The 25,070-nt window shown below is 34.8% G+C and carries 19 protein-coding genes; 2 read left to right on the top strand and 17 right to left on the bottom strand.

From position 1 onward, the window contains the following. Positions 1–84: 84 nt before the first annotated feature. The 16 genes from nikB to xylA all read right to left on the bottom strand — a co-directional run bounded on the left by nikB (position 85) and on the right by xylA (position 20,832). Complete coding sequence (gene nikB, locus F9279_RS15395; RefSeq protein WP_152114580.1) at positions 85–1,050, bottom strand: nickel ABC transporter permease; 966 nt, start codon at positions 1,048–1,050, stop codon at positions 85–87. After that, positions 1,051–2,628, bottom strand: coding sequence for a nickel ABC transporter substrate-binding protein (nikA, locus tag F9279_RS15390; RefSeq protein ID WP_152114578.1), 1,578 nt, complete (start codon positions 2,626–2,628; stop codon positions 1,051–1,053). 560 nt (positions 2,629–3,188) lie between these two features. After that, complete coding sequence (locus F9279_RS15385) at positions 3,189–5,033, bottom strand: ABC transporter ATP-binding protein (protein WP_152114576.1); 1,845 nt, start codon at positions 5,031–5,033, stop codon at positions 3,189–3,191. Next, positions 5,002–6,765, bottom strand: a complete 1,764-nt coding sequence (locus F9279_RS15380; RefSeq protein WP_152114574.1) for an ABC transporter ATP-binding protein — start codon at positions 6,763–6,765, stop codon at positions 5,002–5,004. The genes F9279_RS15385 and F9279_RS15380 overlap by 32 nt, the downstream gene beginning before the upstream one ends. 20 nt (positions 6,766–6,785) lie before the next feature. After that, the gene (locus F9279_RS15375) at positions 6,786–7,094 is read right to left on the bottom strand and encodes a hypothetical protein (protein WP_152114572.1); all 309 of its coding nucleotides are present in this window, start codon (positions 7,092–7,094) and stop codon (positions 6,786–6,788) included. A gap of 165 nt (positions 7,095–7,259) precedes the next feature. After that, positions 7,260–8,075 carry a histidinol-phosphatase gene (locus tag F9279_RS15370; protein WP_226793568.1) on the bottom strand — a complete coding sequence of 272 codons (816 nt, stop codon included), beginning with the start codon at positions 8,073–8,075 and terminating at the stop codon, positions 7,260–7,262. Between the two features lie 145 nt (positions 8,076–8,220). Further along, on the bottom strand, positions 8,221–8,685 hold the full coding sequence (locus F9279_RS15365; protein WP_152114570.1) for a PTS glucose transporter subunit IIA: 465 nt from the start codon (positions 8,683–8,685) through the stop codon (positions 8,221–8,223). A gap of 30 nt (positions 8,686–8,715) precedes the next feature. Further along, positions 8,716–10,398, bottom strand: a complete 1,683-nt coding sequence (gene treC, locus F9279_RS15360; RefSeq protein ID WP_152114568.1) for an alpha,alpha-phosphotrehalase — start codon at positions 10,396–10,398, stop codon at positions 8,716–8,718. A 294-nt stretch (positions 10,399–10,692) separates the two neighbouring features. Next, on the bottom strand, positions 10,693–11,019 hold the full coding sequence (locus F9279_RS15355) for a hypothetical protein (protein WP_152114566.1): 327 nt from the start codon (positions 11,017–11,019) through the stop codon (positions 10,693–10,695). A gap of 311 nt (positions 11,020–11,330) precedes the next feature. Next, on the bottom strand, positions 11,331–12,578 hold the full coding sequence (locus tag F9279_RS15350; RefSeq protein ID WP_152114564.1) for a sn-glycerol-1-phosphate dehydrogenase: 1,248 nt from the start codon (positions 12,576–12,578) through the stop codon (positions 11,331–11,333). 22 nt (positions 12,579–12,600) lie between these two features. Then, entirely contained in the window at positions 12,601–13,650 is a 1,050-nt protein-coding gene (locus F9279_RS15345; RefSeq protein WP_152114562.1) for an aldose epimerase family protein, read from the bottom strand. A gap of 134 nt (positions 13,651–13,784) precedes the next feature. Beyond that, complete coding sequence (gene araA / locus F9279_RS15340; RefSeq protein ID WP_152114595.1) at positions 13,785–15,269, bottom strand: L-arabinose isomerase; 1,485 nt, start codon at positions 15,267–15,269, stop codon at positions 13,785–13,787. A 91-nt stretch (positions 15,270–15,360) separates the two neighbouring features. Then, complete coding sequence (gene araD, locus F9279_RS15335) at positions 15,361–16,056, bottom strand: L-ribulose-5-phosphate 4-epimerase (protein WP_152114560.1); 696 nt, start codon at positions 16,054–16,056, stop codon at positions 15,361–15,363. Beyond that, the gene (gene araB, locus F9279_RS15330) at positions 16,046–17,740 is read right to left on the bottom strand and encodes a ribulokinase (protein WP_152114558.1); all 1,695 of its coding nucleotides are present in this window, start codon (positions 17,738–17,740) and stop codon (positions 16,046–16,048) included. The genes araD and araB overlap by 11 nt, the downstream gene beginning before the upstream one ends. Positions 17,741–18,002: 262 nt before the next feature. Then, positions 18,003–19,490: a xylulokinase gene (xylB, locus tag F9279_RS15325; RefSeq protein ID WP_152114556.1), complete on the bottom strand. Its 1,488-nt coding sequence runs from the start codon at positions 19,488–19,490 to the stop codon at positions 18,003–18,005. A gap of 34 nt (positions 19,491–19,524) precedes the next feature. Beyond that, the gene (xylA, locus tag F9279_RS15320) at positions 19,525–20,832 is read right to left on the bottom strand and encodes a xylose isomerase (RefSeq protein ID WP_152114554.1); all 1,308 of its coding nucleotides are present in this window, start codon (positions 20,830–20,832) and stop codon (positions 19,525–19,527) included. Between the two features lie 189 nt (positions 20,833–21,021). Here xylA and F9279_RS15315 point away from each other — a divergent pair, with 189 nt between their 5' ends. Next, positions 21,022–22,224 (top strand): ROK family protein, encoded by a 1,203-nt coding sequence (locus F9279_RS15315; protein WP_152114553.1) that lies wholly within the window; start codon positions 21,022–21,024, stop codon positions 22,222–22,224. Positions 22,225–22,544: 320 nt separating this feature from the next. Further along, positions 22,545–23,657: a GntR family transcriptional regulator gene (locus tag F9279_RS15310; RefSeq protein ID WP_152114551.1), complete on the top strand. Its 1,113-nt coding sequence runs from the start codon at positions 22,545–22,547 to the stop codon at positions 23,655–23,657. Between the two features lie 126 nt (positions 23,658–23,783). Here F9279_RS15310 and F9279_RS15305 read toward each other — a convergent pair whose 3' ends face one another. Further along, positions 23,784–25,064, bottom strand: coding sequence for a glycoside hydrolase family 27 protein (locus F9279_RS15305; RefSeq protein WP_152114549.1), 1,281 nt, complete (start codon positions 25,062–25,064; stop codon positions 23,784–23,786). Between the last annotated feature and the right edge of the window lie 6 nt (positions 25,065–25,070).

Here is a 25,070-nt window from a genome sequence, read left to right as displayed (position 1 = left end):
TTTCCAGTAAATGGTTTAATATCTTACTGGGTTTCTTAAGTATTGTCTTTTTTAGGTATTGGTTGGCTTACAATTTCCAATTCCTTAGATTTTGGTACTTGACATATTACCGCAGGACTTTTCCTTTAATCGCAATTCTGGGTTTAGATAGCGATAAGATAAATCCACACAAGTATTTACAATAAAAACAAAAATAGCCATGATCAAGATGTATCCTTGAATAACTGGATAATCTCGTTGGCGTATAGAATCTACTACAAGTTTCCCGATACCTGGATATGCGAATAATACTTCCACTACCACAACGCCACCGATTAAGCTACCTAAACTTACCCCAAATACAGTAATAACTGGTGGAAGACTATGGCGAAATGCGTGTAAGAAGAATATTCTGCTTTCAGATAATCCACGTGCTCTTGCAGATCGAATAAATTCTTGACTTAAAGAATCTAGTAAACTAGAGCGTAACAATCTTACATAAACACTTGAAATAGCAATTCCAAGGGTTAGTGATGGCAAAATAAGAGAAGCAAAGCCATCTCTTCCCATAGTAGGAAACCAGCTGAATTTAACAGCAAATAAATCAATAAAGATAAGTCCAAGCCAAAAACTTGGGATTGCTGCACCTAATATAGAAAGAGTTCTACTTAGATGATCAATCCAACTGTTTCTGTATAGAGCAGAAAGTGATCCTAAAGGAATCGCTATACATAACATAACCAGTAAAGATCCTAATGTTAATTCTAATGTCGCTGGTAATCCCATTGCAATCATTTCTAGTACAGGTTGACCTGTTGTATATGACTCACCAAAGTCAAGCTGTAAAAAGTTTAAGAGCCAAGATCCATATTGAACAAGAAGGGGCTTATTAAACCCCATCTCCTCTCTTACTGCTTCAAGCTGATCCTGACTGACAGAAAGTTCATCTACATTTAGAATCGATAGTACAGGATCACCAGGTGCTATCCGGACAACCAAAAAGCTAACAAAGGTGATAAGTAGCATAAAAATGGCTACTTCTAAAAATTTCCTTGTAAATATACGAAGCATTTACTTCACATCCAACTTATTTGTAATCATATAATATTCACTTAATGACGTTTTCCAATTGGCTACTTTCTTATCATTATAAGCTGCGATAGTAGCAGGATGAAGTACAAAAGAATTAATAACATTATCATGTACATAATCCGCAGCTTCTTTTGCAAGATTTGCTCTTTCACTTTGATCAACCGTTTTATTAAGCTCATCAATAATAGCTGTTAATGCTGGATCTTCTGTACCACTGAAGTTTAATGCACCAGTTGGGTGATAGGTTGCATTTAAATAATATCCTGCATCTCCACGAGGAGCTGTTAAATTACTATAAGTAGCTAAATCCCAATCTCTATTAGATGCCATATATTCTTCTGGAATATCTATTTGACGAATTTCAACATCAATCCCTATTTGCTTTGCATCTGATTGAAAGACTTGGGCAATCAATGGTAAATCTGCTCTTGCACTATAAGTAAGCAGAGTCCATTTTAGTTGTTGCCCATCTTTTTGCATTTTCCCATCTACCAACGAATAACCTGCTTCTTTTAAATATTGCACAGCTACATCTGATCCAGATTCACTTTCCTCATAAGTTGGTGCAAATGGTAACGAAGGTAAAAATGGTCCTGTAGCTGCTTCTCCATAACCTAGTAATATACTATCTACAATTTCTTGTCTGTCAATTAATGCATCAATAGCACGGCGAACATTTAAATCCTTAATGCTTTCACGTTCCATATTCATGGTTATTTGATGTACTCGAAATGTAGAAGTTGATTCTACTTTAATACCGTCCATTGCTTTTAAAGAATCCAAACTTTCCACTTCTGGACGAAACACAATATCTACTTGACCTGATTTAAGTGCTAATGAGCGAGCATTTGCATCTTCATTAAACGCGAATGTTACAGAATCTAAATTCGATGCTCCATCCCAATAACCATCATACTTAACAAGTTCCAGCTTACTTCCTGGTGTAAAGGATTCTAATTTAAATGGCCCTGTTCCTACTGGGTGGTTCACTATATCCTTTTCTGTTACGTCTATAATGGATACATTAGGATTCACAAGTTCAGAGATGAATTCTGGAAATGCCTCTTTAAGAGTGATATGTAATGTATATTCTTCTGCTTCAATGTTCTCTATTTTTAATGCATTTTGTATAGCAACACTCTCTTTTAATGCTCTATCAAGAGATGCCTTTACTGAATTAGCATCCATTTTATTTCCATTTTGAAATGTAACGTCTTCTCTTAGTTTTATCGTCCACTCTTTTCCGTCTTTACCTTCCCAACTTTCTGCTAACCAAGGAGCAATGGTTAAGTTTTCTTCATCTAATTTTACTAAAGTTTCTGTAATACCTGCTCGAAGTGGTACATAACTTGTATCAACATGTGGATCTAAAGAATTTGTAGCGAAGTTGTATAAAAAGCTAATATGCTTTCCATCTTTATTATCACCTGCTGATTCATTAGAAGTACATGCTCCAAGAACAAACATACAAAGCAAAAGTATTCCTAGTTTTAGAAAATTACTCTTTAGTGGATTGAATCTATTTACTATTTTTATAGAATTACTCTTTCCCATCATATAATATTCCCCTTTTAATCTATATAATCTATTAATTCGTAATTATTACGTTTTAGATTATATCGTAACGATTACGATTTAACAAGTAAATATTAAAGAATAATAGAATTTTTTCTTTTGAGGGCAAAAGGGACTTAATTAAAATAGGTAAGTCAAGCTGTCGAGAAATCCCTTATTGGAGTAAAGTGAGCATATAATGTTGTATATTTAAACTTAAACACTTCTGAATAGGGACACGATTTCCGTTACAGGGGTTCGCTTTCCACGGGGCTCATCTACGAGCCGCGTCGTCACTACGCTCATGCAAAGGTCTCGGACTGTCTCGCTAATCCCGTAGGAGTGAGTCAGACGCCTCTCCAAACTAATAAAGTATTGGTTACTAATACTCACTAATCGGTATTTATCTATACATACAAACACTTTTTCAGTGCTCTCCTCACAGATCCAAAAAGGAGTCTAACCTCTTCCATTCTAATTATCTGCATGAAAAGTTTTTTATATCTCTTCATTACTTTTTATAAAAGGACTTACCTAAAATAGGTAAATCCTTTTATGTAAGATTAATTATTAAGTTGCACAAACTGGCTTTTTGTTAATCCTGTGTAAAATCCATTTTTATTGTTCAATAATTCGTCGTGTGTACCTCTTTCTACAATTTCTCCTTCTTTAATAACAAGGATATTATCTGCTTCTTGAATGGTACTAAGTCTATGTGCAATTACGAAGCTGGTTCTTCCTTTCATCAAAGCCTTCATTGCTTCTTGAATTTGTAGCTCTGTGCGAGTATCTACACTACTTGTAGCTTCATCTAATATCAGTATAGATGGATTGGCAAGTATTGCTCTTGCTATTGTAAGTAGCTGTTTTTGACCTTGGCTCAGATTTCCACCTTCTGCACTTAAATAGGTGTCATAGCCTGAGGGTAGTTTTTTAATGAAGGCATCTGCATTCGCTACCTTTGCAGCATCCACTATTTCCTCATCTGTTGCTTCTAACTTTCCATAGCGAATATTCTCTTTAATGGTTCCAGAGAATACATATGCATCTTGTAATACAACCCCAATTTGGCTTCTTAATGCTTGTTTATTCATTTCCTTGATATCTTTTCCATCCATATAGATATGCCCAAACTGATTCTCATAAAATCTTGTTAAGAGATTAATAATGGTGGTCTTACCAGAACCAGTTGGTCCTACTAAAGCAATCATAGATCCTGGAGAAGCATGTAAGGATACATTTTTTAAGATAGGATGATTTTCTTTATAAGAAAAAGAAACATCTTTAAATACTACTTCTCCTTTTATCGAAAAAGATTCTTCCTTATTCTCTGAGTACCTTTCTGCTTGGATATCTACTATTTCAAATACCCTCTCTGCTCCAGCAATGGCGGATTGAAGCATATTATATTGGTTAGCTAATTGATTAATCGGCTGACTAAACTGATTGGAGTATTGTAGAAAACTAACAATTATTCCAATCGTGATCATATCATGATAGGCAAACAAACCACCTGATACAGCAATAATGACAAAATTCAAGTTTCGCATGGCATTCATAATTGGCCCCATGGAACCAGACACACTTTGTGCTTTTATACTAACCGAGCGTAACTTCTCATTTCGTTCTCTAAATTCTTGGAGAGAATCTACTTCTCTACCAAAAACCTTCACTACCTTATTACCTGCAAGGTTTTCTTGCACAAAACCATTTACTTCTCCTAATCTTTTTTGTTGTTCGGAAAAATATTGCTTTGTATATTTAGTAATCCGTTTTGTTATAAATGCAATAGCTGGAACGGTTAAGATGGTGATAAATGTCATCCAAATACTTAAAGTCAACATCATAATGATGCTTCCTACTAACATAAGAACACTAGTCATTAATTGTACAATGGTTTGATTTAGCGTATTAGAGACATTGGTAATATCATTCGTTGTTCTGCTCATTAATTCTCCATGAGACTTTTGATCAAAAAATGAAATAGGTAAATGTTGAAACTTGTTAAATAAATCTTGGCGCATTCCTTGAACGGTTTTTTGAGATAAACTAGAAGCTACATAAGATTGAATCCAAGTAAATATAGAACTTAATAGGTAAATCCCGAGTAAAACAGCTCCAAGACTGATCATACCCTCCACATTTTTTGGCAGAATATAATCATCAATCATTTTTCCAATAAGATAGGGGCCAAGTAAAGTCAAAACTGACGTTATAATCGTACATATAAGAACAATAATTAATGATTTCTTTTGTTGTTTTAAATATTGCCATATACCGAGCACAGTTTTGGTAGCATCTTTGGATCTTACTTTTTGTACATCTCCTGGGCGTGGGCCTCTACCTGGTTGGAATCCCATTTGTGCTATATCTATTTTATTCGCTTGAGATTGTTTGTTTCCAGCCATAGGACATCTCCTTTTTACCAAACTGAGATAGATAGATAGCTTGATACACTTCACTTGTTTTTGTTAACTCGTCATGCGTACCACTTCCCACTATTTCTCCATTTTCCATTACAAGAATTAAATCTGCCGTCATAACAGATGTAATTCGTTGTGCAATAAGAAAGGTGATTTTTTCTTTCTTCTCTTTTTCTAATGCAATTCGAAGGTGTTTCTCTGTTTCCAAATCTAACGCACTAGTGCTATCATCCATAATAAGGATTGGTGGGTTTACTAATAATGCTCTTGCAATAGAAATTCTTTGCTTTTGCCCTCCAGATAAATTAACACCCTTTTGTCCAACCATCGTGTCATAACCATCTGGTAAATGAGTGATAAACGCATGAGCTTGTGCCATTCTTGCAGCCTCTTCTACTTCCATTTGTGTAGCATCTGACTTACCAAACGCAATATTATCTCGAATAGTTCCCGTGAATAAAATGGACTCCTGTAATACCATCCCGATTTTTTTCCGAAGTTCTAGTAATGGTAGTTTTCTAACATCTACCCCATCTATTTCTACTGATCCACTTGTCGCATCATATAGTCTTGGAATAAGATGAACAAGCGTCGATTTGCCAGCTCCTGTTGAACCAATAATAGCGATTGTTTGTCCTCTTCTTGCTTCAAAGTCAATATCTTTTAGAGCCACATCATTAGATTCCTTATTGCCACTATAGGAAAACAGCACAGAATTAAATTTTACATGCTGAGCTTTCACACTTAATTCTTTCTCAGATTCTGCAGTCATAGTTGGGACCGTTGACAATACTTCCTGAATTCTTCTCGCTGAAACATTTGCCTGTGTAATATTAATGAATAAAGCACTTACCATTAATAACGCAGAAAGAACTTGAACAACATAGTTGATAAATGCCACTAGATCTCCTACCTGAATGGTACCTGCCCATACTAAATCTCCACCGTAGAGAAGGATAGCTATTAAACAGATGTTCATAATCAACGATACAATTGGTGAATTAATAGCGATAAATCTTGCAGCTTTAATCGATATCTCTGTGTAATCTCTATTCACTTTCTCAAATTGTTTCTTTTCAAAATCTGATCGTACAAATGCTTTTACTACTCGAATTCCTGCTAAATTTTCTTGTACTTTCGTATTAACCGCATCTAATTTCATCTGAACCTTTGAAAATAGAGGATAAGAAGATTTGATAAGAAGTACTACTACAACTACTAATACAATCAATGTTCCAAACAATATCATTCCTAGCTTTACATTGATCAGCATTGCCATCACTACACTACCAATCAGCAAACTAGGAGATCTTACTAAGCCTTGAAGCAATACTTGCATTAAATTTTGAACCTGAATGACATCATTGGTCATTCTCGTTAGGAGTGATCCAGAAGCATATGTATTCATAGTTTCAAAAGAAAAAGATTGTATTTTCGTAAAGAGAGCTTCTCTTATATCAGCACCGAAATTTTGAGAAGCACGACTTGCAAATAAGTTGCATGCCACTCCTGTGATTAAAGATAGAAATGCTACTAAAACCATTAAAAGTCCTGTATGCTCAATCATTTGAAAATTTCGATCCACTACACCTTCATTCACAATTTTTGCTGCTAATCGTGGTTGAAGTAAGTCAAAAAATACTTCGCCAAGCATGAATAATGGCCCTAGTAGCACAAATATCCAATATGGTTTTATATATTGTTTTAGTCCCCACATACATTTATTCCCCTTTACCCTTACTCTTTCTCTTTATTCTTTTCTTCTGAATCTATTTGACAAGCTCCCTTTTCCACTATAGCTTCATGCAACTCAAAATGCTTTGTATATTCATCTATTACAGCTTCAATAGCTTTCAACTCTCCAAGTATTACCTGCTTAATCTCTTGGTATTGATCTGCTTCCAATTGTTGCTTTAATGTGGAGCGTTTTACTTTTAGTCTTTCTAGAAAATCCATAGCCCTTCCTCTTCGAAATGTTTTAGCTCCATGATGATGTCTTTTTCCTCTATGTTCCTTATGTTTATCCTGACCTTCATAATCTTTCATCGTTAACCTCCTATTAGGAATTCTTTGTATACATATGTATACAAAACCATCTAATACTAATGTATACATTTGTATACAAACTGTCAAATATTTCTCATTAAAAAAAGCATTCTCGCCTCCTTAGGGTAGAGAATGCTTTTCTAAATGATGCTCTTTATGTCCTTTTTACAGCCTAACTATTTGTTTTTTCTTTTCAACGAAAAAAACCATTTCTTTAAAGCCTATATCTTTTAAAGCCTTCTGTACTAGTAGATAATCATCGCCTACTCTTTCTGGCAGATGTGCATCAGATCCATAAGAAATATCAACACCATAAAATAAAGCTCGTTCTAATATTTCATGAGATGGATACCATCCCCCAACATCCTTTGTTTTTCCAGAGGTATTGACTTCAATAGCTACTCCAGTATCACTAATGACCTTCAGTGTCTCATCAATAATGGGTGTCTTAATAGCAGAGAATTCTGGGTAGTATCCTTTCATGGCATCAATATGACCTAGCACCTGAAAAACACCACTCTTTGCAGATTCTTGAATCATTCTATAATAATCTTCTTTTTCTTGTACCTTTTCTTTCTCTGATAGATTAGTCCATCTATTTTTATCAAATATGCTTCTTCCATTTACGTAATGTACAGAACCAATAATATAATCAAAAGGAGATTTATCATATTCCTTCTTATATAAATGAAGATGATGCGGGTAGTAATCACTTTCTACTCCTAATAAAACATGAATCTTCTCTTTATACTTTTCTTTTAATCGAAGAACATGCTCCACATAAACGGAAAACTCACTTTTTGCCATAGAGAACCGAGGAAAAGGACGATCTTCTTCATGAAAAAATAAAGGGGAATGATCTGAAATCCCAATATAGTGTAGACCTTTATCTATAGCAGATTCAATATACTCCTCCAACGCTCCTATTGCATGACCACATCGATCATGATGTGTATGTAAATCAAAGAGAATATTACTCATCTAGAACACTTCCTTTCTAGTCTATTAAGTCTACTATATAGGAGTTAAAAAGTGCTGTCATTTCAGAACACTTTCATTCTTCAAAAAGAAATTTGATACCACTAAAAAGTAAAGGACTTAAGGATTATCTCCCTAAGCCCTTACCTTACCTTATTATTATCTCATTTCCTTCTACTCTTACTTTCTCTTCATCTCCTAAATTAGTAAAAACCATAGGAGTAATAATAGAAGGTACTTTATCTTGAATAGCAGGAAAATCAATTTCCATTAACTTTTGTCCTTGTTTCACGACATCTCCATCTTGGACAAAGGAAGTAAATCCTTCCCCTTTTAATGTCACCGTATCAAGTCCTACATGAATTAAGATTTCTCTTCCGTTATTATCTGTTAAACTCAATGCATGCTTTGTAGGGAATACATTCATTATTTTTCCATCACAAGGAGCAATTAACACACCTTGAGATGGAATAACAGCTATTCCATCTCCCATCATTTTTTGAGAAAATACAGGATCAGGAACCTCTTCGATACTTATTAACTTGCCTTCTAAAGGTTGAATATAAGTAATGTTTTCCTCTTTTTTATTTCTAGAAAATAGACTTTTAAACAAAAATCAACATCCTCTCTTATTCCTTTATTCTTATTTTATATGATATACAATCGATTCATATGGCCTCAAACTTATACTTTCCATTAAAGTAGGAGAATCAGGATAATTAGATAATAACATAGTCGATTCTGCTCCAGCTAATTCTAGATAATTAGATACTGAAAAACTAGTCTCCACATCATAAAAATTATTAATAACTAGTAATTTTTCCTTTTCTAACGATCTAACATATGCAAATATCTCTACATGATCTGGTGCTAATAATTGATAGTCTCCATCTGTCATAATATTGTAATGCTTGCGAAGTTTAATTAACTTTTGGTAATGATAAAAAATAGAATCTTTATCTTTTAATGCACTTTCAGCATTTATTTCCTCATAATTTTGGGCTATATCAATCCACGGAGTTCCTGCTGTAAATCCTGCATGTTTATCCTTATTCCATTGCACAGGAGTTCGTGAATTATCACGTGATTTCCTGCTTAATATTTCTAGTACCTCTTCTTCTGACTTCCCTTTTTCTTTTAAAATTTGATACATATTTAATGATTCCACATCTCGATACTGATCAATGGATGTGAATTTGGGATCAGTCATTCCGAACTCTTCTCCCTGGTAGATATAAGGAGTTCCTTGCATCATATGAATTGTTGTTGCAAGCATTTTTGCCGACTCTTTACGATACTTTTCATCATTTCCATAACGCGAGACAACTCTTGGTTGGTCATGATTACACCAGAATAACGCGTTCCATCCGCTGCCTTCATGCATTCCAACTTGCCAGTTAGACAAAATTTTCTTTAACTCCAGAAAATCCATTGGTGCAAGCTCCCACTTTTCTCCGTTTGGATAATCTACTTTAAGATGATGAAAATTAAATGTCATGTTCAATTCATTTCGTTCTGGATTTGTATATTTAATACAATGATCTAATGTAGTAGAAGACATTTCTCCCACCGTTAAGCTATTGTATTTAGAAAAAACATGCTTATTCATCTCATGGATAAACTCATGTACTCGTGGACCATCTGTATAAAATTTTCTCCCATCACCAGGAGCTTGAGACCCATCATCATCAGAAAAAGATTGATCCTTTGAAATAAGATTAATAACATCTAAACGGAAACCATCTACTCCCTTTTCAAACCAGAATTTCATCATCTGATAGATTTCTTGTCGTAGCCTCTCATTTTCCCAGTTTAAATCAGCTTGTGTGACATCAAATAAATGGAGATAATATTGATCTGAATTCTCCTCATATTTCCATGCATTTCCACCAAACTTAGATTGCCAATTAGTCGGTTCGCTGCCATCTTCTTTTCCATCTTTCCAGATGTAGTAATCACGATAAGGATTATCTTTCGAAGAAGCTGCCTGCTTAAACCATTCATGTTCTGTAGATGTATGATTCACTACAATATCCATAATGACTTTAATCCCTTTACTATGTGCAACATTTAATAATTGATCAAAATCATCCATGTCCCCGTATTCAGGGTGAATGGAATAATAATCACTAATATCATACCCATTATCTTTTTGTGGGGAAGCATAAATAGGTGTTAACCAGATAACATCTACTCCTAATTCATTTAAATAATCAAGGCGTTGAATAATTCCTTGAATATCCCCTACTCCATTTCCAGTTGTATCCTGAAAGCTCTTTGGATAAATTTGATACACTACTGCCTTTTGCCACCATGCTTGTTGCATGTATATACACCACCAATGTGAGGATTATATTTTAATAGAAATTTATATTTTTTTATGCCTTATCTTCAATTATTTCTTTAATGCGATAAGAGTATGTGTATTGTGTTTACCACTTAACTATAACATGTATATACAAGTTGTTCAACTCTTGAATAAATGCGGTTTCATTTTTCGACATAATGAAAAAGTATCCCATTGTTTAGATAGTTTATACCTCTAAACGATGGGATACTTTTTTACTTATGAGTAAGAAAGAGTTCCTATAAAAGACGTCTATGTAATCGTGGATTCATACTAAATATTAAAGAAAATAAGGTAAATAATACCTGTTATTACAATCGAAAGAACCATAAAGATAATTTGTCCCAAAATAACAGCATTTACTCTAAAAACAAACGGCCTTATTGCCCCTAATTCTTTTCCAGTCCACGCTTTTTCATAAGCATTATATTGGTTGTTTGTATGATTTAAATGCATTGGAAATAACCAAGAAACACCAAATAAAAGAATGCTCCCTAGCAATAGCATATCCACATAATTCCAATGGATAAACAAAGACAATACGTACAGTCCGATTGCTTGAATGAGAATGGTCAAGCTTACAATAATAATCTTCTTCATACAAATATACCTCCTTTTTTAAGCTTTACTACTTTGTTAGATTTTTAATTTTTCAGATTATTAAATTGATTATTTCGTATTTTATCCATTTTTTCAATAAATTAAGTATTACAAGGAAATATCTTTAATCAAAAACACATTGTATGAATTGTCCAATATTTTGAGATTAAATAGGCTGTGATAGCCATAAAACAGAGATCTCACACCCTCCATATCTCCCATTTCATTCACTATCCAAGTAACTTCTATAACATAAAAAAGCTATACATATCACTAGCTAATCTAGTAACATATATAGCTTTTAAAAATTATCATTTCGCTTCGGCAGTAGATAAATAGGCAGAAAAGTCCTTCTCTCCTACTTCATGTAAAAACTTTAAAGCCGTAAAACGATCCCGTAATTGATGTGCCTCTTTTAAGCTAGACAGTAAAAGCTCATCCTCTATACCTAACTCTTCATAGCAAGTGGGTCCACCGATTTTTTGAATGAATCCCCTAATTTCAGCAGCGTCAGGTATTTGTTGATAAGTATTTATGATTTCCTCTATCTTTTCCTTTAAATTTACCTTCCATTCTTCTTGAATTGGTAGTTGATCCAAAATGAAATCATTTTCCAATGCTTGTAAGAATTTCTCCTTATACACAGATGCTAATAAGATAGTAGAAACTCCAACTTTTGCTCCATGTAAAACTTGTGGTCGATTTGCTTTCATAAATTCCATTTCCCAAAAATGAGATAGATGATGCTCTCCACCTGAGGCAGGATGGGATTTGCCAAATAATAGCATAGCTAGCCCTGATTTTATTAAGGAATCTATCAAAATAGTAATTCCTTTATCTTCTCCAGCTGCAATAGAGTCGATATTCTCTATACACGCCAATAGGGCGTCTTGTGTTATTTGGGCAGAAACGGGGCAATAGTGTTCACCTGTTACCAATGAATCGAATTTCCAATCAGCTAAAGATGTGTACTTAGCTATCATATCTCCTACACCTGCTGCAATCATCTTTCTTGGAGCTGCACTTAAAACCTCAATATCAGCAAATACTGCAATAGGAGAAGTTAACTGAAATGTTTGTTTTACTCCCTTTACAATAATAGGTGCTCCAAGCGAAGTGAATCCATCAACAGAAGGCGCTGTAGGAATAGAGATAAAAGGAATGCCCATTTTCGCACTACAAAATCTAGTAATGTCATGTAATGTTCCAGAACCGACGGCAACCATTACATCCACTTCTGATGATGCTTCTAATAATACTTGTACAAGAGATTTTTCGTCTGCCAAAACATCTCCATTATCATCTGACTCTACCAAACAACTAGAATAAGATAGTTTCTTTTCTTCTAGTAAAGCAGATAATTTCTCTCCACATGCTTTATGTGTGTTTTCGTCGGCAATGATCATGACTTGCTGAAAAGCTTTCTTTTCCATATATTCCATTGCTTTTACTAATGCACCCTTTTCAACAACAATTTCCTCTATTTCAATCACCTGATGTTGATTACCACAATTACATTGATAAGATAAAGATTGAATATCCGAAACAATTGATTTCATTTCCTATACACTCCCTCTACTCTTACTTAATTACATCAAATCGGTAAACTGTCTCTGTTTGATAAGGACGGTCTTTATCTATTACCCAAGAGCGAAAGGCAGAATGATGAATAGCATCAGGCAACCCTTGAGTTTCTAAACAAATCCCTAAATACTTTCTGCAAGGCACACCAGATACCATTCCTTTTTCTTCCATTTGATTACCAGAATAGATAACTACTCCTTCTTCTTCTGTTTCAATCGTTAATATTCTTCCAGACTCTTCGTCGATTAGCTGAATTTCCTGATCATTATGTGCATTTAATAAAAAGGGATGATCATATCCATTGCCTGCAAGAATAGTTTGTTCATGATCTGCTAATACACCTTTTTCAATCGTTGCTCTTTCTTGAAAATCAAACGGAGTGTTTTCCACCGAGATCCATTCCCCTGTTGGCAGTAATTCTTGATCTAGTTCAAGTACTTTATCACTTTTAAGCTGCATTTGATGTTGAAGAATATCTCGTTTAGCATTTCCACTTAAATTAAAGTATGTATGGTTAGTCATATTTAAAATAGTTTGTTCATCACTATTACCCTTGTAGCTAATTTTCCACTCATTATGATTGTTTAAAGTATATAACACTTCTACGTTAATATTTCCTGGAAAACCTTCTTCACCATCTGGACTGTGATACATTAATTTTATGGCAACTTCTTCCTCATTCTCTAACAATTCTGTATCCCATATAACACGATTAAATCCTTTTTTTCCACCATGTAGATTATTTCTATTGTCATTAATTTCAAGAGAATGTGTTTTCCCGTTTAATTCAAATGTTGCGCCTTTAATTCTTCCTGCAACTCTACCAATAAGGGCTCCAAAGTAGTATGTATCATTTAGGTATTCATCTAAACTAGCATAATTAAGTACTACATTTTCCAATTTACCTTCTTTATTTGGAACAATAACTCTTGTTACAATTCCCCCGTAATTTAAACAAGATACTTCCATCCCTTGATTATTCTTTAAGGTGTATTCTATTATTTCTTTTTCTTCCATTTTTCCGAATAGCTTTTGTGTTATTTGCATTCTACGTAACATCCTTTCATATAAAATAGAAAAGCAGTCTCCCTTCACTTCCAATTATATAGATTATTAGACTATACTGGACTGTTTGGTAGACTGCTTTTAATAGAAGAAGCACTTTCTTCTATTATATATAATTAACGGTAAACAACATCATTCCAACGCAATTCATTTAAGAAAGTTTCTGTTTTTGTATCATTATTAATAACTACTGTTTCCATTCCTACTAATTCTGCAAAATCTCTTAATTGCTCTGTGCTTACTACATAGGAGAAGCAAGTATGGTGAGCTCCACCAGCTTGGATCCAGTTTTCTACTGCTTGACTTAGTGATGGCTGTGTTTTCCACAATACACGAGCTACTGGAAGATTAGGCAATTCTTCTTCTGGCTGAATAGCATCTACTTCATTTACTAGTAAACGGAAGCGGTGACCTAGGTCAATGATAGATGCATTTAAAGCAGATCCTCCTCTACCATCAAACACAATTCTTGCAGGATCCTCTTTTCCACCAATTCCAAGTGGATGTACTTCAATTTTCGGACGAGTTGCTGAGATTGTTGGACATACCTCTAACATATGAGAACCTAATACCATTTCATTTCCTGGTTCAAAATGATACGTATAGTCTTCCATGAAAGATGTGCCTTCATTATCTGCAATGATTTTCATTAAGCGTACAAGTGCAGCTGTTTTCCAATCTCCTTCTCCAGCGAATCCATATCCTTGCTCCATTAAACGTTGAACAGCAAGACCTGGAAGTTGACGAATACCATGTAAATCCTCAAATGTAGTGGTGAAAGCTGTATAGTTTCCTTCTTCTAAGAAAGCTTTTAATCCTATCTCAATCTTTGCTTGTTCTCTTATAGAATCTCTTACTGGTCCCTCTACTAATCCTTCTGAAGTTATATCATAGTTTTCTTGATACTCTTTCATTAATGATTCAATTTGTTCTTCTGTTACTTCATTCATTTTCTGAACAAGATCACCAACACCGTAGCCATTTACCGTCCAACCAAATTTAATTTGCGCCTCAATCTTATCACCTTCTGTAACCGCAACTTGGCGCATATTATCACCAAATCTAGCAACTTTTAACTGCTTGCTTTCAGAGTATGCTACAGCTGTTTTCGTCCAATTGCCGACACGTTGTCTAATTTCTTCATTTTCCCAGTGACCAACAATTACTTTACGCTTCACATTTAATCTTGCTCCAATGAACCCATGTTCTCTATCTCCATGTGCTGATTGATTTAAGTTCATGAAATCCATGTCAATCGAGCTCCAAGGAATATCACGGTTAAATTGTGTAGCAAAATGTAGTAGCGGTTTTTGTAAAGAAGAAAGCCCTGCAATCCACATTTTAGATGGTGAGAAAGTATGCATCCATGTTATGATACCAGCACAGTTTTCGTCTTGATTTGCTTCTAAAACTAAACGCTGAATGCTATTAGCATCTTTCAAAACAGCTTTAAAGGTAATTTTATATGGAATACTAGAAGCATCATCTAAGCCATTTACAATTTCTCTTGAGTTTTCTTCTACTTGTCTAAGTACATCTTCTCCATAAAGTAACTGACTTCCTGTAACAAACCAAAATTCGTATTCTTTTGTATGTAACATCATAAATTCCTCCTAAAAGTTTAGTTGCTTGTTAAATAGCTAATTATTTTCCATTCATCCGTGCATGACCATAACACGGATGAATGCTTCATTATTTCTGACCGTAGTATGCATTTGCTCCATGTTTTCTTAAGTAATGCTTATCTAATAAGTATTGATCAATGTATTCCACTTCTGGATTTAATTGAATGGTATGAAGAGCCATTTTTGCTACTTCTTCTAATACAACTGCATTATGCACTGCTTCATCCGCATTTTTTCCCCATGCAAATGGTGCATGACCTGTTACTAAAACACCAGGTATCGCAACTGGGTCAATTCCTTTTTGTGTTAGTGTTTCAATGATGACATTTCCAGTTTCTAACTCATATGCACGATTAATTTCTATCTCAGTTAGTTTGCGTGTACATGGAATATCTCCATAAAAGTAGTCTGCATGTGTGGTTCCAAGAGCAGGAATACTTTTTCCTGCTTGTGCCCAGCTCGTTGCCCAAGGGGAATGTGTGTGTACAATTCCACCTATATTCTTCCATTGTCTATATAAAGCTAGATGTGTTGGTGTATCTGAAGATGGTCTTAAATCACCTTCTACTACATTACCTTCTAAATCAAGCACAACTAGATGTTCTATTTTTAGTTCATCATACGGAACACCACTAGGTTTAATGACAACAAGATTCTGCTCTCTATCAATTCCACTTACATTTCCCCATGTAAACGTAACAAGCTGATGCTTTGGCAAAGCAAGGTTTGCCTCTAATACTTCTTGCTTTAATTTATCCAACATATTCTTCTGCCTCCTTAGCGACAGAGTTCTTTTTAATTTTTTTCAGTGTTTTCATTACATTATTTTCGCCGCGTCCGAAGTAATCATATAGTTTTGCATATTCACTATACAGCTCGTTATATACTGCTACATTCTTATCTCCTGGTTGATACACATGGTCTTTTACTCTACCCATATCTTTTGCCGCTTCTGTTATCGTTTCATAACCGCCTCTATCTTTACCAGCAGCTACAGCTCCAAACATAGCACTTCCTAGAGCAGGAGTTTGAGAAGACGCAGAGATTTTAATATCCATATTAAGTACATCTGAATAGATTTGCATCATTAACGCATTTTTTTCTGCAATTCCTCCTGCTGCATATACTTCATTTACAGGAACTCCATTTTCTCGGAAAGTTTCTACAATCATACGCGTTCCGTAAGCAGTTGCTTCAATCAATGCACGGTAAATTTCTTCTGGTTTAGTAAGCAATGTTTGCCCTAATAAAACACCTGTTAAGTCTACATCTACCAATGTTGAGCGGTTTCCATTCCACCAATCTAATGCTAAAAGTCCACTTTCACCAACTTGTAAATTACTTGCCTTTTCCGTTAAAAGCTGATGAATCCCCATGCCTTTTTCTTCTGCTTCTTTATAATAGCTTTCAGGTACACAGTTTTCTGTAAACCATTCAAAGTGGTCTCCTACACAGGATTGCCCTGCTTCATATCCTAAAAGTCCTGGAATGACACCATCTTCTACCACACCACACATACCTGGCACAATTTCTTCTTTATCACCAAGTAGAATATGACAAGTCGAAGTTCCCATAATCATCAATAATTTCCCTGGTTCTGTAATACCGACTGCTGGTACCGCAACATGTGCGTCTACATTTGCAATGGCAACAGCGGTTCCAGGCTTTAATCCTGTTAATTTAGCTGCTTTTTCTGTTATTTCTCCTGCTTTAGAACCAATTGGTATGATATTCGTTGATAGCTTATCTTCTACTACATTCTCTAGTCTTGGATCTAATGCTTTAAAGAATTCATTTGATGGATAACCATCTTGTTTATGCCAGATAGCTTTGTATCCAGCAGTACAGCTATTGCGTGTAACAACTCCTGTTAATTCAGAAATCACCCAGTCCGTTGCTTCTAATATTTGATCTGCACTATCATAAATATCTGGTGCTTCATTCAAGATTTGCCATACTTTTGGAACCATCCACTCAGATGAAATTTTTCCACCGTATCTCTGAAGAAAGGCTTCTCCTCTTTGTTCTGCTATTTCATTTAAACGATTTGCTTCATCTTGTGCAGCATGATGCTTCCATAGCTTCACATAACTATGTGGCTGTTTCTCATATTCCGGCTTGAAGCAGAGGGGAATTCCATTTTCATCAATTGGTAGAACCGTACAAGCTGTAAAATCAATACCTACTCCAATTACATCCTCATTAGATACCTTTGCTTTTGCTAAAACTTCTGGAATAGTAATCTCTAATACTTCTAAATAATCGGCTGGGTGTTGAAGTGCCCAGTCATGTTCTAATTTTGTTGTACCATCCGGTAAGTATTCATCCATTACTCCATGGGTATATACCTTAACAGCTGAAGCAATTTCTTTCCCTGTCCCAACTTCAACTAAAACAGCTCTTCCTGATTGTGTTCCATAATCTACACCTATCGTATACTTGGTCATAAAATATCCTCCTACATAATAAAGAATACGTTTTCATTTCAATGAATTATCTAAAGTTGTTATTACTATATTTATTCTTTTTTCATACGTACAAGAACAAAGAATTGTAAACCTATACATATATACTTACAACCAAACAATATTATTACTAACTTGTACGTATAACCTTAATTTAAATTCTATCACCTATTCTGTTTTTTTCAATGTATTTTTTTAAAAAATACATATTTTTTTTTAAAAAAGGGTCAGCCCCCTTTATGCCTTAAAGCACCGAGAGACTGACCTCTTTAATTGCTGGATACACTTCTTTATATCTACTATACACTTCTTTATATCTCTCTACATTTTTTTGTATTGGCTTATATTCTTTTCCATAAGAAATAAATGTTTGGACACATTCCTGAAAATCATTAAACCACTTGCAACCTATTGCAGCTATCATCGCTGCTCCTAGTCCTGGTCCTTGTTCATTGGTTAAAGTTACTATCGTTGTTTGAAATATATCCGCTTGCATTTGTAGCCATTCTTCACTTTTAGCACCGCCACCAATAGAGACTATTTTGTCCAATTCTTTATCTGCATATTTAATTACCAAGTCTTGAGAATCCTTCAAGGAGAATGTAATCCCTTCCATAACAGCTCTAGTAAAATGAGCAAGCTGATGTCTTGTATCAATCCCAATAAAGCTTCCTCTAACTTTGCTATCAAAATGCGGAGTTCTTTCTCCCACAATATATGGAGCAAATAATAATCCTTCTGCCCCTGGAGAAATAGTACTTACTTTACTCAGTAATTCTTCAAAATTCTCATCATTAGCGAATGTATTTTTAAACCAGCTAAGACTATGACCAGCAGCAAGGGTTACCCCCATTGAATAGAAATGATCGTTTATTACATGGTTAAAAAAATGTAGTTTTCCTTTATAATCCTTTTCACTTATGGCCTCATAAGTAAGAAATACCCCTGAAGTTCCAATACTGCATAAACCCGTATTATCTTCTACGATGCCTGCTCCTAATGCAGCACAAGCATTGTCTGCACCACCTGCATAAATAGGAATATCTTTAGTGAAACCAAACTCTTCTTTTAGCTCTTCTCTTAATATCCCTATTTGATCCATAGAGCCTATTAGCCTTGGGAAAATATCTTTCGGAATGTCAAAATATTCCGCAACACTCCACTCCCATTCTTTTTTTGCGATATTAAGTAGTAGTGTTCCTGCAGCATCTGAATATTCCATTTGGATATTACCAGTCATCCAAAATCCTAAATAATCCTTTGGAAGGAGGAATTTACTTACCTTTTTCCAAGTTTCTGGCTCATTTTCTTTCACCCAAAGGAGTTTAGGTAATGTGAAGCCCTCTAATGCTCGGTTTTTCATTGTAGCAAGAATTTCTTCACCACATTCCTTCATTATTGTGTCACATTGTTCTGTTGTTCTGACATCATTCCATAGAATGGCTTTGCGAAGTGGATTACTATTTTCATCAAGTAATACTAAACTATGCATTTGTCCAGAAAAGCTAATCCCCTCTAGTTGAGAAGCAAAATCAGATATCTCCATTTTCAGCTCAGACAATACTTTCTTCGCAGCTTTTAACCAATCAAGAGGATCTTGTTCGCTGTAGCCACTCTGTAAGTTAAATAATGGATAATCAGCTGATTTAGTACACACAATTCTTCCTTCTTGATTAACGACAATACCCTTCAATGAACTAGTACCTAAATCCAACCCCAGCACATATCTCATTATCTCTCCTCCTCTCCTATAAACTATTACCCTATTAAACTAAATAATCATTTAATCTTGATTTAATCCATTCCAAATGCGCTGGTTCATTTTTTATTTGATCATTTTTTAAAGCGTATTCTGTTAATACTTTTAAATCTGTCTTACCTTCCACAATATCCGCTCCAATACCCGTACGATAACTTTCATAGCGCTTTTCTAGTAGACTATCAAAAAATTTATCTTCCTTTAATTTCGCTGCTGCCTTTAACCCGCGAGCAAAAGTATCCATCCCAGCAATATGGGCTAAAAATAAATCATCCATTGTGAAGGAACTACGGCGAACTTTTGCATCAAAGTTTACTCCACCTGGTGCAATTCCACCATTCTCTAAGATTTGATACATCGTCAAAGTAGTATCGTGAATATTGGTCGGAAACTCATCCGTATCCCAGCCTAAAAGTAAATCTCCTTGATTCGCATCTATAGAACCTAATGCCTTATAACTTCTCGCCACAGCTAATTCGTGTTCAAAAGTATGACCAGCAAGTGTTGCATGATTCGCTTCCAAGTTTAATTTAAAATGATCCATCAAGTTATATTTTTGAAGAAATGCAAGAGTGGTTGCAGCATCAAAATCATATTGATGTTTAGAAGGTTCTTTTGGTTTTGGCTCAATTAAAAACTGTACAGGATGGTTAATTTCTTTCGCATAATCTACTGCCATATGAAAAAGCCTTGCTATATTATCTTGTTCTAACTCCATATCCGTATTTAAAAGAGATTCATACCCTTCTCTGCCACCCCAAAAAACATAGTTCTGTCCATTTAATTTTTTACTAATATCTAACCCTTTTTTCACTTGAGCTGCCGCATATGCAAACACATCTGCATTAGAAGATGATGCTGCTCCATGCACAAATCTAGAATTTGTAAACATATTTGCTGTATTCCATAGTAACTTAACACCAGTCTCATCCATCTTCTTTTTTATTAAATCTGTTATTTCATCTAAATGATCAAAGAACTCTTGAAGAGTTTCTCCTTCTGGAGCAATATCCACATCATGAAAGCAAAAGTAAGGAGCATCTATTTTTGTGAAAAATTCAAATGCAGCTTCCACTCTATTATATGCGGTTTCCATTGAGTCATCTGTTATCCAAGTACGAATGTTTGTTGCTGCACCAAATGGATCAGAGCCATCTTGAGTAAAGGTATGCCAATAGGCAACTGCAAATCTAAGATGCTCTCTCATCGACTTTCCTAACACTATTTCATCGGGATTATAATGTCTAAATGCAAATAGATTTTTGCTTTGTGTACCTTCAAATTTGATTTTTTGTACATTAGGAAAATAACTCATTCTGAAAACACTCCTCTTTTTTTATTCTTGCAAACAGTTTGTTAGGAAGTTAAACTAACTAAGTAAAACATAATTTATCCGCTTACATTTGTCAAGAATTTCCCTAAATAAACTGCTTTTTCTTGCTCGCTATGATAAGCTGATTTTTAGCAAACAAGAGAGAGCAATCGGTTTGGAGTGAATCAAAAAATGATTACAGATAGATATAAAATACGAGAAAAAAACGAGCAATTGGTTCTTGAATTAATTATTCAACATGGACAAATATCAAGAGCCACTGTCTCCCAAATATCTGCTTTAAATAAAGCATCCGTTTCTGAAATTACGAAAAGTCTCTTAGAGAAAGAATTAATCCTAGAAGTAGGAATAGGTGATAGCACGAATCAAGGCGGAAGAAAACCTATTATGCTAACATTTAATAAATTCGCAGGACTTTCCATTTCCATAGATATTGGCGCTAACTATATTTCTTCTGCACTTTGCTTTCTTGACGGAGAGATAATTACTGCCGAGAAAAAAAAGAACATCCTTGTTTCTAATGAAAATATCTTTGAGCTGATTTCAGAAATTGTAAAAGAGTATCAACTAAAACTAAATACCTTAAAAAAAGCAGACTCGAATATCTACACGTTTAACTATGGAATAATTGGTATGTCCCTAGCTATCCATGGAATTGTAGATACAAATAACATTCTATTTACTCCCTATTATGACTTGGATCAAATTAATTTATATGAACGTTTAACTACTAGCTATTCATTTCCTATTCACCTAGAAAATGAAGCAAATCTAACGGCTATCGCTGAAAATACTTTTACTACTGATCAAACGAATTTGGTTAGTTTAAGTATTCATAGTGGTGTAGGAGCGGGAATAATCATTAATAGGAAGCTTTATCATGGGAAAAAAGGAATGAGCGGGGAAATTGGTCATACCATTTTAGTTCCTAACGGGAAGCCTTGCCCATGTGGTAACAATGGCTGCCTAGAGCAGTATTGCTCTGAAGATGCATTATTATTTACATATGCCTCTCTTACTAGCTCTGGTAAAATCACTGTAGATGAATTAATCCTAGCATATGATAATAAGGAGAATATCGCTTTAAAAGTTGTAGAGGAATTCAGTTTTTACTTAGCTGCTGCTGTAAATAATATTATTGCAACATACGCACCAGAAATCGTCTATCTAAATAGTTCCCTTATTAGACGAATTCCTCTTATTCTAGAAAAAGTTCAGCAAAATCTAGTAAGCTCCTTTAACAAAGACATTGATATTAAGAGTTCTACTCTAGGTTCCAAAGCCTCTTTATTAGGAGCAACCTCTATCAACATCCAGAAATTCTTACATGTTGAAAAATTAGTACTTGTTGAATCGGAGAATATTATTATATAGGACTGTTTTCACATCCTTTGTTGTTTTTAATATATTCGGCTGTATGAACAAGTTCGTTCCGTTACGCTCCACTAAGTTTATTAAAACAGTGTTTAGACGTATATATCCTTATATATATGAAAAAAGTAAGCCTTATTGTGTAGGCTTACTTTTTTCATATAAGTACTCTTCTAGATACTTATACTTTACTCACCTTTTGTTCATACTTCTACTAAAATATTTAATAGTCATTTCAGCTTTTTTCTGATACTATAACGGTATTACTTTTTATTGTACGTATAAGTTTGAATTCGTTACATACCAATGAAAGCGGTGAAACAGTGGCACAAATGACAAAATATAATATGGTCAAAGAAAAAATAACCGAATGGGTCACTAGCGGGAAAGTGAAACCAGGTGATAAAATATATTCAGAAAATGAATTAGTAAAGATGTTTGGGGTTAGTAGACATACTATCCGTCAAGCAGTAGGAGATTTAGTCCACGAAGGATGGCTCTATAGAGAGCAAGGAGCAGGAACCTTCGTCTCCCACAGACAAACGCCAAGTGCAAATAGTTCCATTTCTTCGATAAAAGGCACAAAGAACATTGGAGTCATTACCACTTACATATCAGACTATATCTTTCCTTCCATTATAAAAGGAATTGAATCTTATTTAACAACAAAAGGTTATTCACTTACCTTTGCTTGTACGGACAATGATGTAGAAAAAGAAAAGCAATGTTTACAAACCATGTTAAGCAGAAATGTTGATGGACTAATTGTAGAACCAACTAAAAGCAGTACCTTTAATCCTAATATTAACTTTTACTTAGAGCTTGAACAAAATCAGATTCCCTATTTAATGATTAATCAGTTCTATTCTCAACTTTCTCCACCTCATCTAATAGTAGATGACGAACTAGGGGGATTTATTGCAACAGAACATCTTATAAAATTAGGACATCAAAGAATTATTGGCTTATTTAAGTCTGATGATTTACAAGGAATAAATCGTATGAAAGGCTTCATTCAAGCCTATAAGGAATTCTCGGTTCCTTTTTTCCCAGATATGGTGATTAATTATTCAACGGAAAACCAGGTACATTTTCCATTAGAGAAGTTAAAGGAACTGTTTGATAGCCATGATAAACCAACAGCTATTGTTTGTTACAATGATCAACTGGCTATTCAAGTGATTCATTTTCTTCGTTCTTTAAACTTAACCATTCCTGAAGATGTGTCCATTATTGGATATGATGACTCTTTCTTAACAGAAGCTTCTGAAGTAAAGTTAACTTCCGTTTCTCATCCTAAAATGGAAATGGGAATGGAAGCTGCTAAATGGATTGTGGATGCTGTTGAGAAAAAAAATTCTGTTCCTCCTTCTGTTGTTTATAAACCAAAGTTAGTTATACGTAATTCCACTGGACCATGCCCTGTAAATCAATAAGAATATATAAAAAGGTACTTTTCTTGAAGAGAAGTACCTTTTTATATACAATATTTTGATGCTAAAACGGTTATGACAAAACAGAAAGAGTCTTAAAGGATTTACCTTTTAAGACTCTCTCTTCTATTAATACACTCGATAAAACTTCGTACTGTGAGGCTTTAAGTTTACTTCTATTTTCTCCGTTATTTCCCCTACTTCTTGGTTATCCCAAATATCTTCATATTTTTTTGTATCTGTATGACCAAGATCTTCAAGCTTAACAGTAACCAACTTTTCCTCTTCACCAATATTAAACAAAGCTACATAAGAATTTCCTTGATCATCCTCAGCTGACCAGACCACCTTATCATCTTCTCGATAAACTTGGCGGTTATTATGACTATGCTGATTTACATACAATAAATGTTCGTTTGTTAATAAAGATAGTGTCCAATCATCGTTATCTCTAAGCTCGCCTCCAAACATAAGTGGTGAGCGGAAGATAGACCATAGTGTCATCATTGTTTTCTGTTCCTCTTTTGTAAAACGAGTCCAGCGATCTTGCGCCCCACCATCAACAGAGCGAATTCCAATATGTCCTAATGGCAACATATCACAATCCGGCCAATATCCCTCTCCCCGGTAATCAGACCACTTTTCACATCGTTCAAACATATCATAAAGTAATTGCCATAAATCCCAATAATCATCTGTCATACGCCACATATTAGCATGTTCTGTCAATTCCTTAGAGAACTCTAGAGGAGCAGGTCCTGGTGACAGGCTTAATACCATATCTCGACCACAATGATCAATAGCATGACGAATTAATTTTATTTCGTCCAAATGAGTAGTATATAACTTAGATGCAGCAATATCATCTACCTTTACAAAGTCTACTCCCCATTCTGCATATAATTCAAACAGGGAATTATAGTAGCTTTGTGCTCCTTCCTTACTAGCATCTACTCCATACATATCCGTATTCCATGGACAAATTGAATTTGGGTGAGCAATATCTCGAGCCGTTTTACTTGAATTTAGTATAGCTGTATTTTGGTGAGCAGCCTGACGAGGAATTCCCCTCATTATATGTATTCCAAATTTCAGCCCTAAGCCATGAACGTAATCAGCTAATTCTTTAAAGCCCTTCCCTCCTTCAGCAGATGGAAAACGATTTACTGCAGGTAATAATCTCGAGTATTCATCCATCTCTAGTGGAACAAATGGGCGATACATAGAGGAATTAGCACCTGGTTCATACCATTGAATATCGACAACTACATATTCCCACCCATACTTTTTTAAATATTTGCTCATATAGTCCGCGTTACCCTTTACTTCTTCCTCTGTAACAGATGCTCCGTAACAATCCCAACTATTCCACCCAAGCGGAGGAGTACTTGCTAATAAATGATGCTTCATGTCATC

The organism is Bacillus sp. B1-b2 (assembly GCF_009183415.1).
Lineage (GTDB): Bacteria > Bacillota > Bacilli > Bacillales > Cytobacillaceae > Niallia.
Note: the sequence above shows the minus strand (reverse complement) of the source record. Positions and strands in the feature narration are given on the sequence as shown.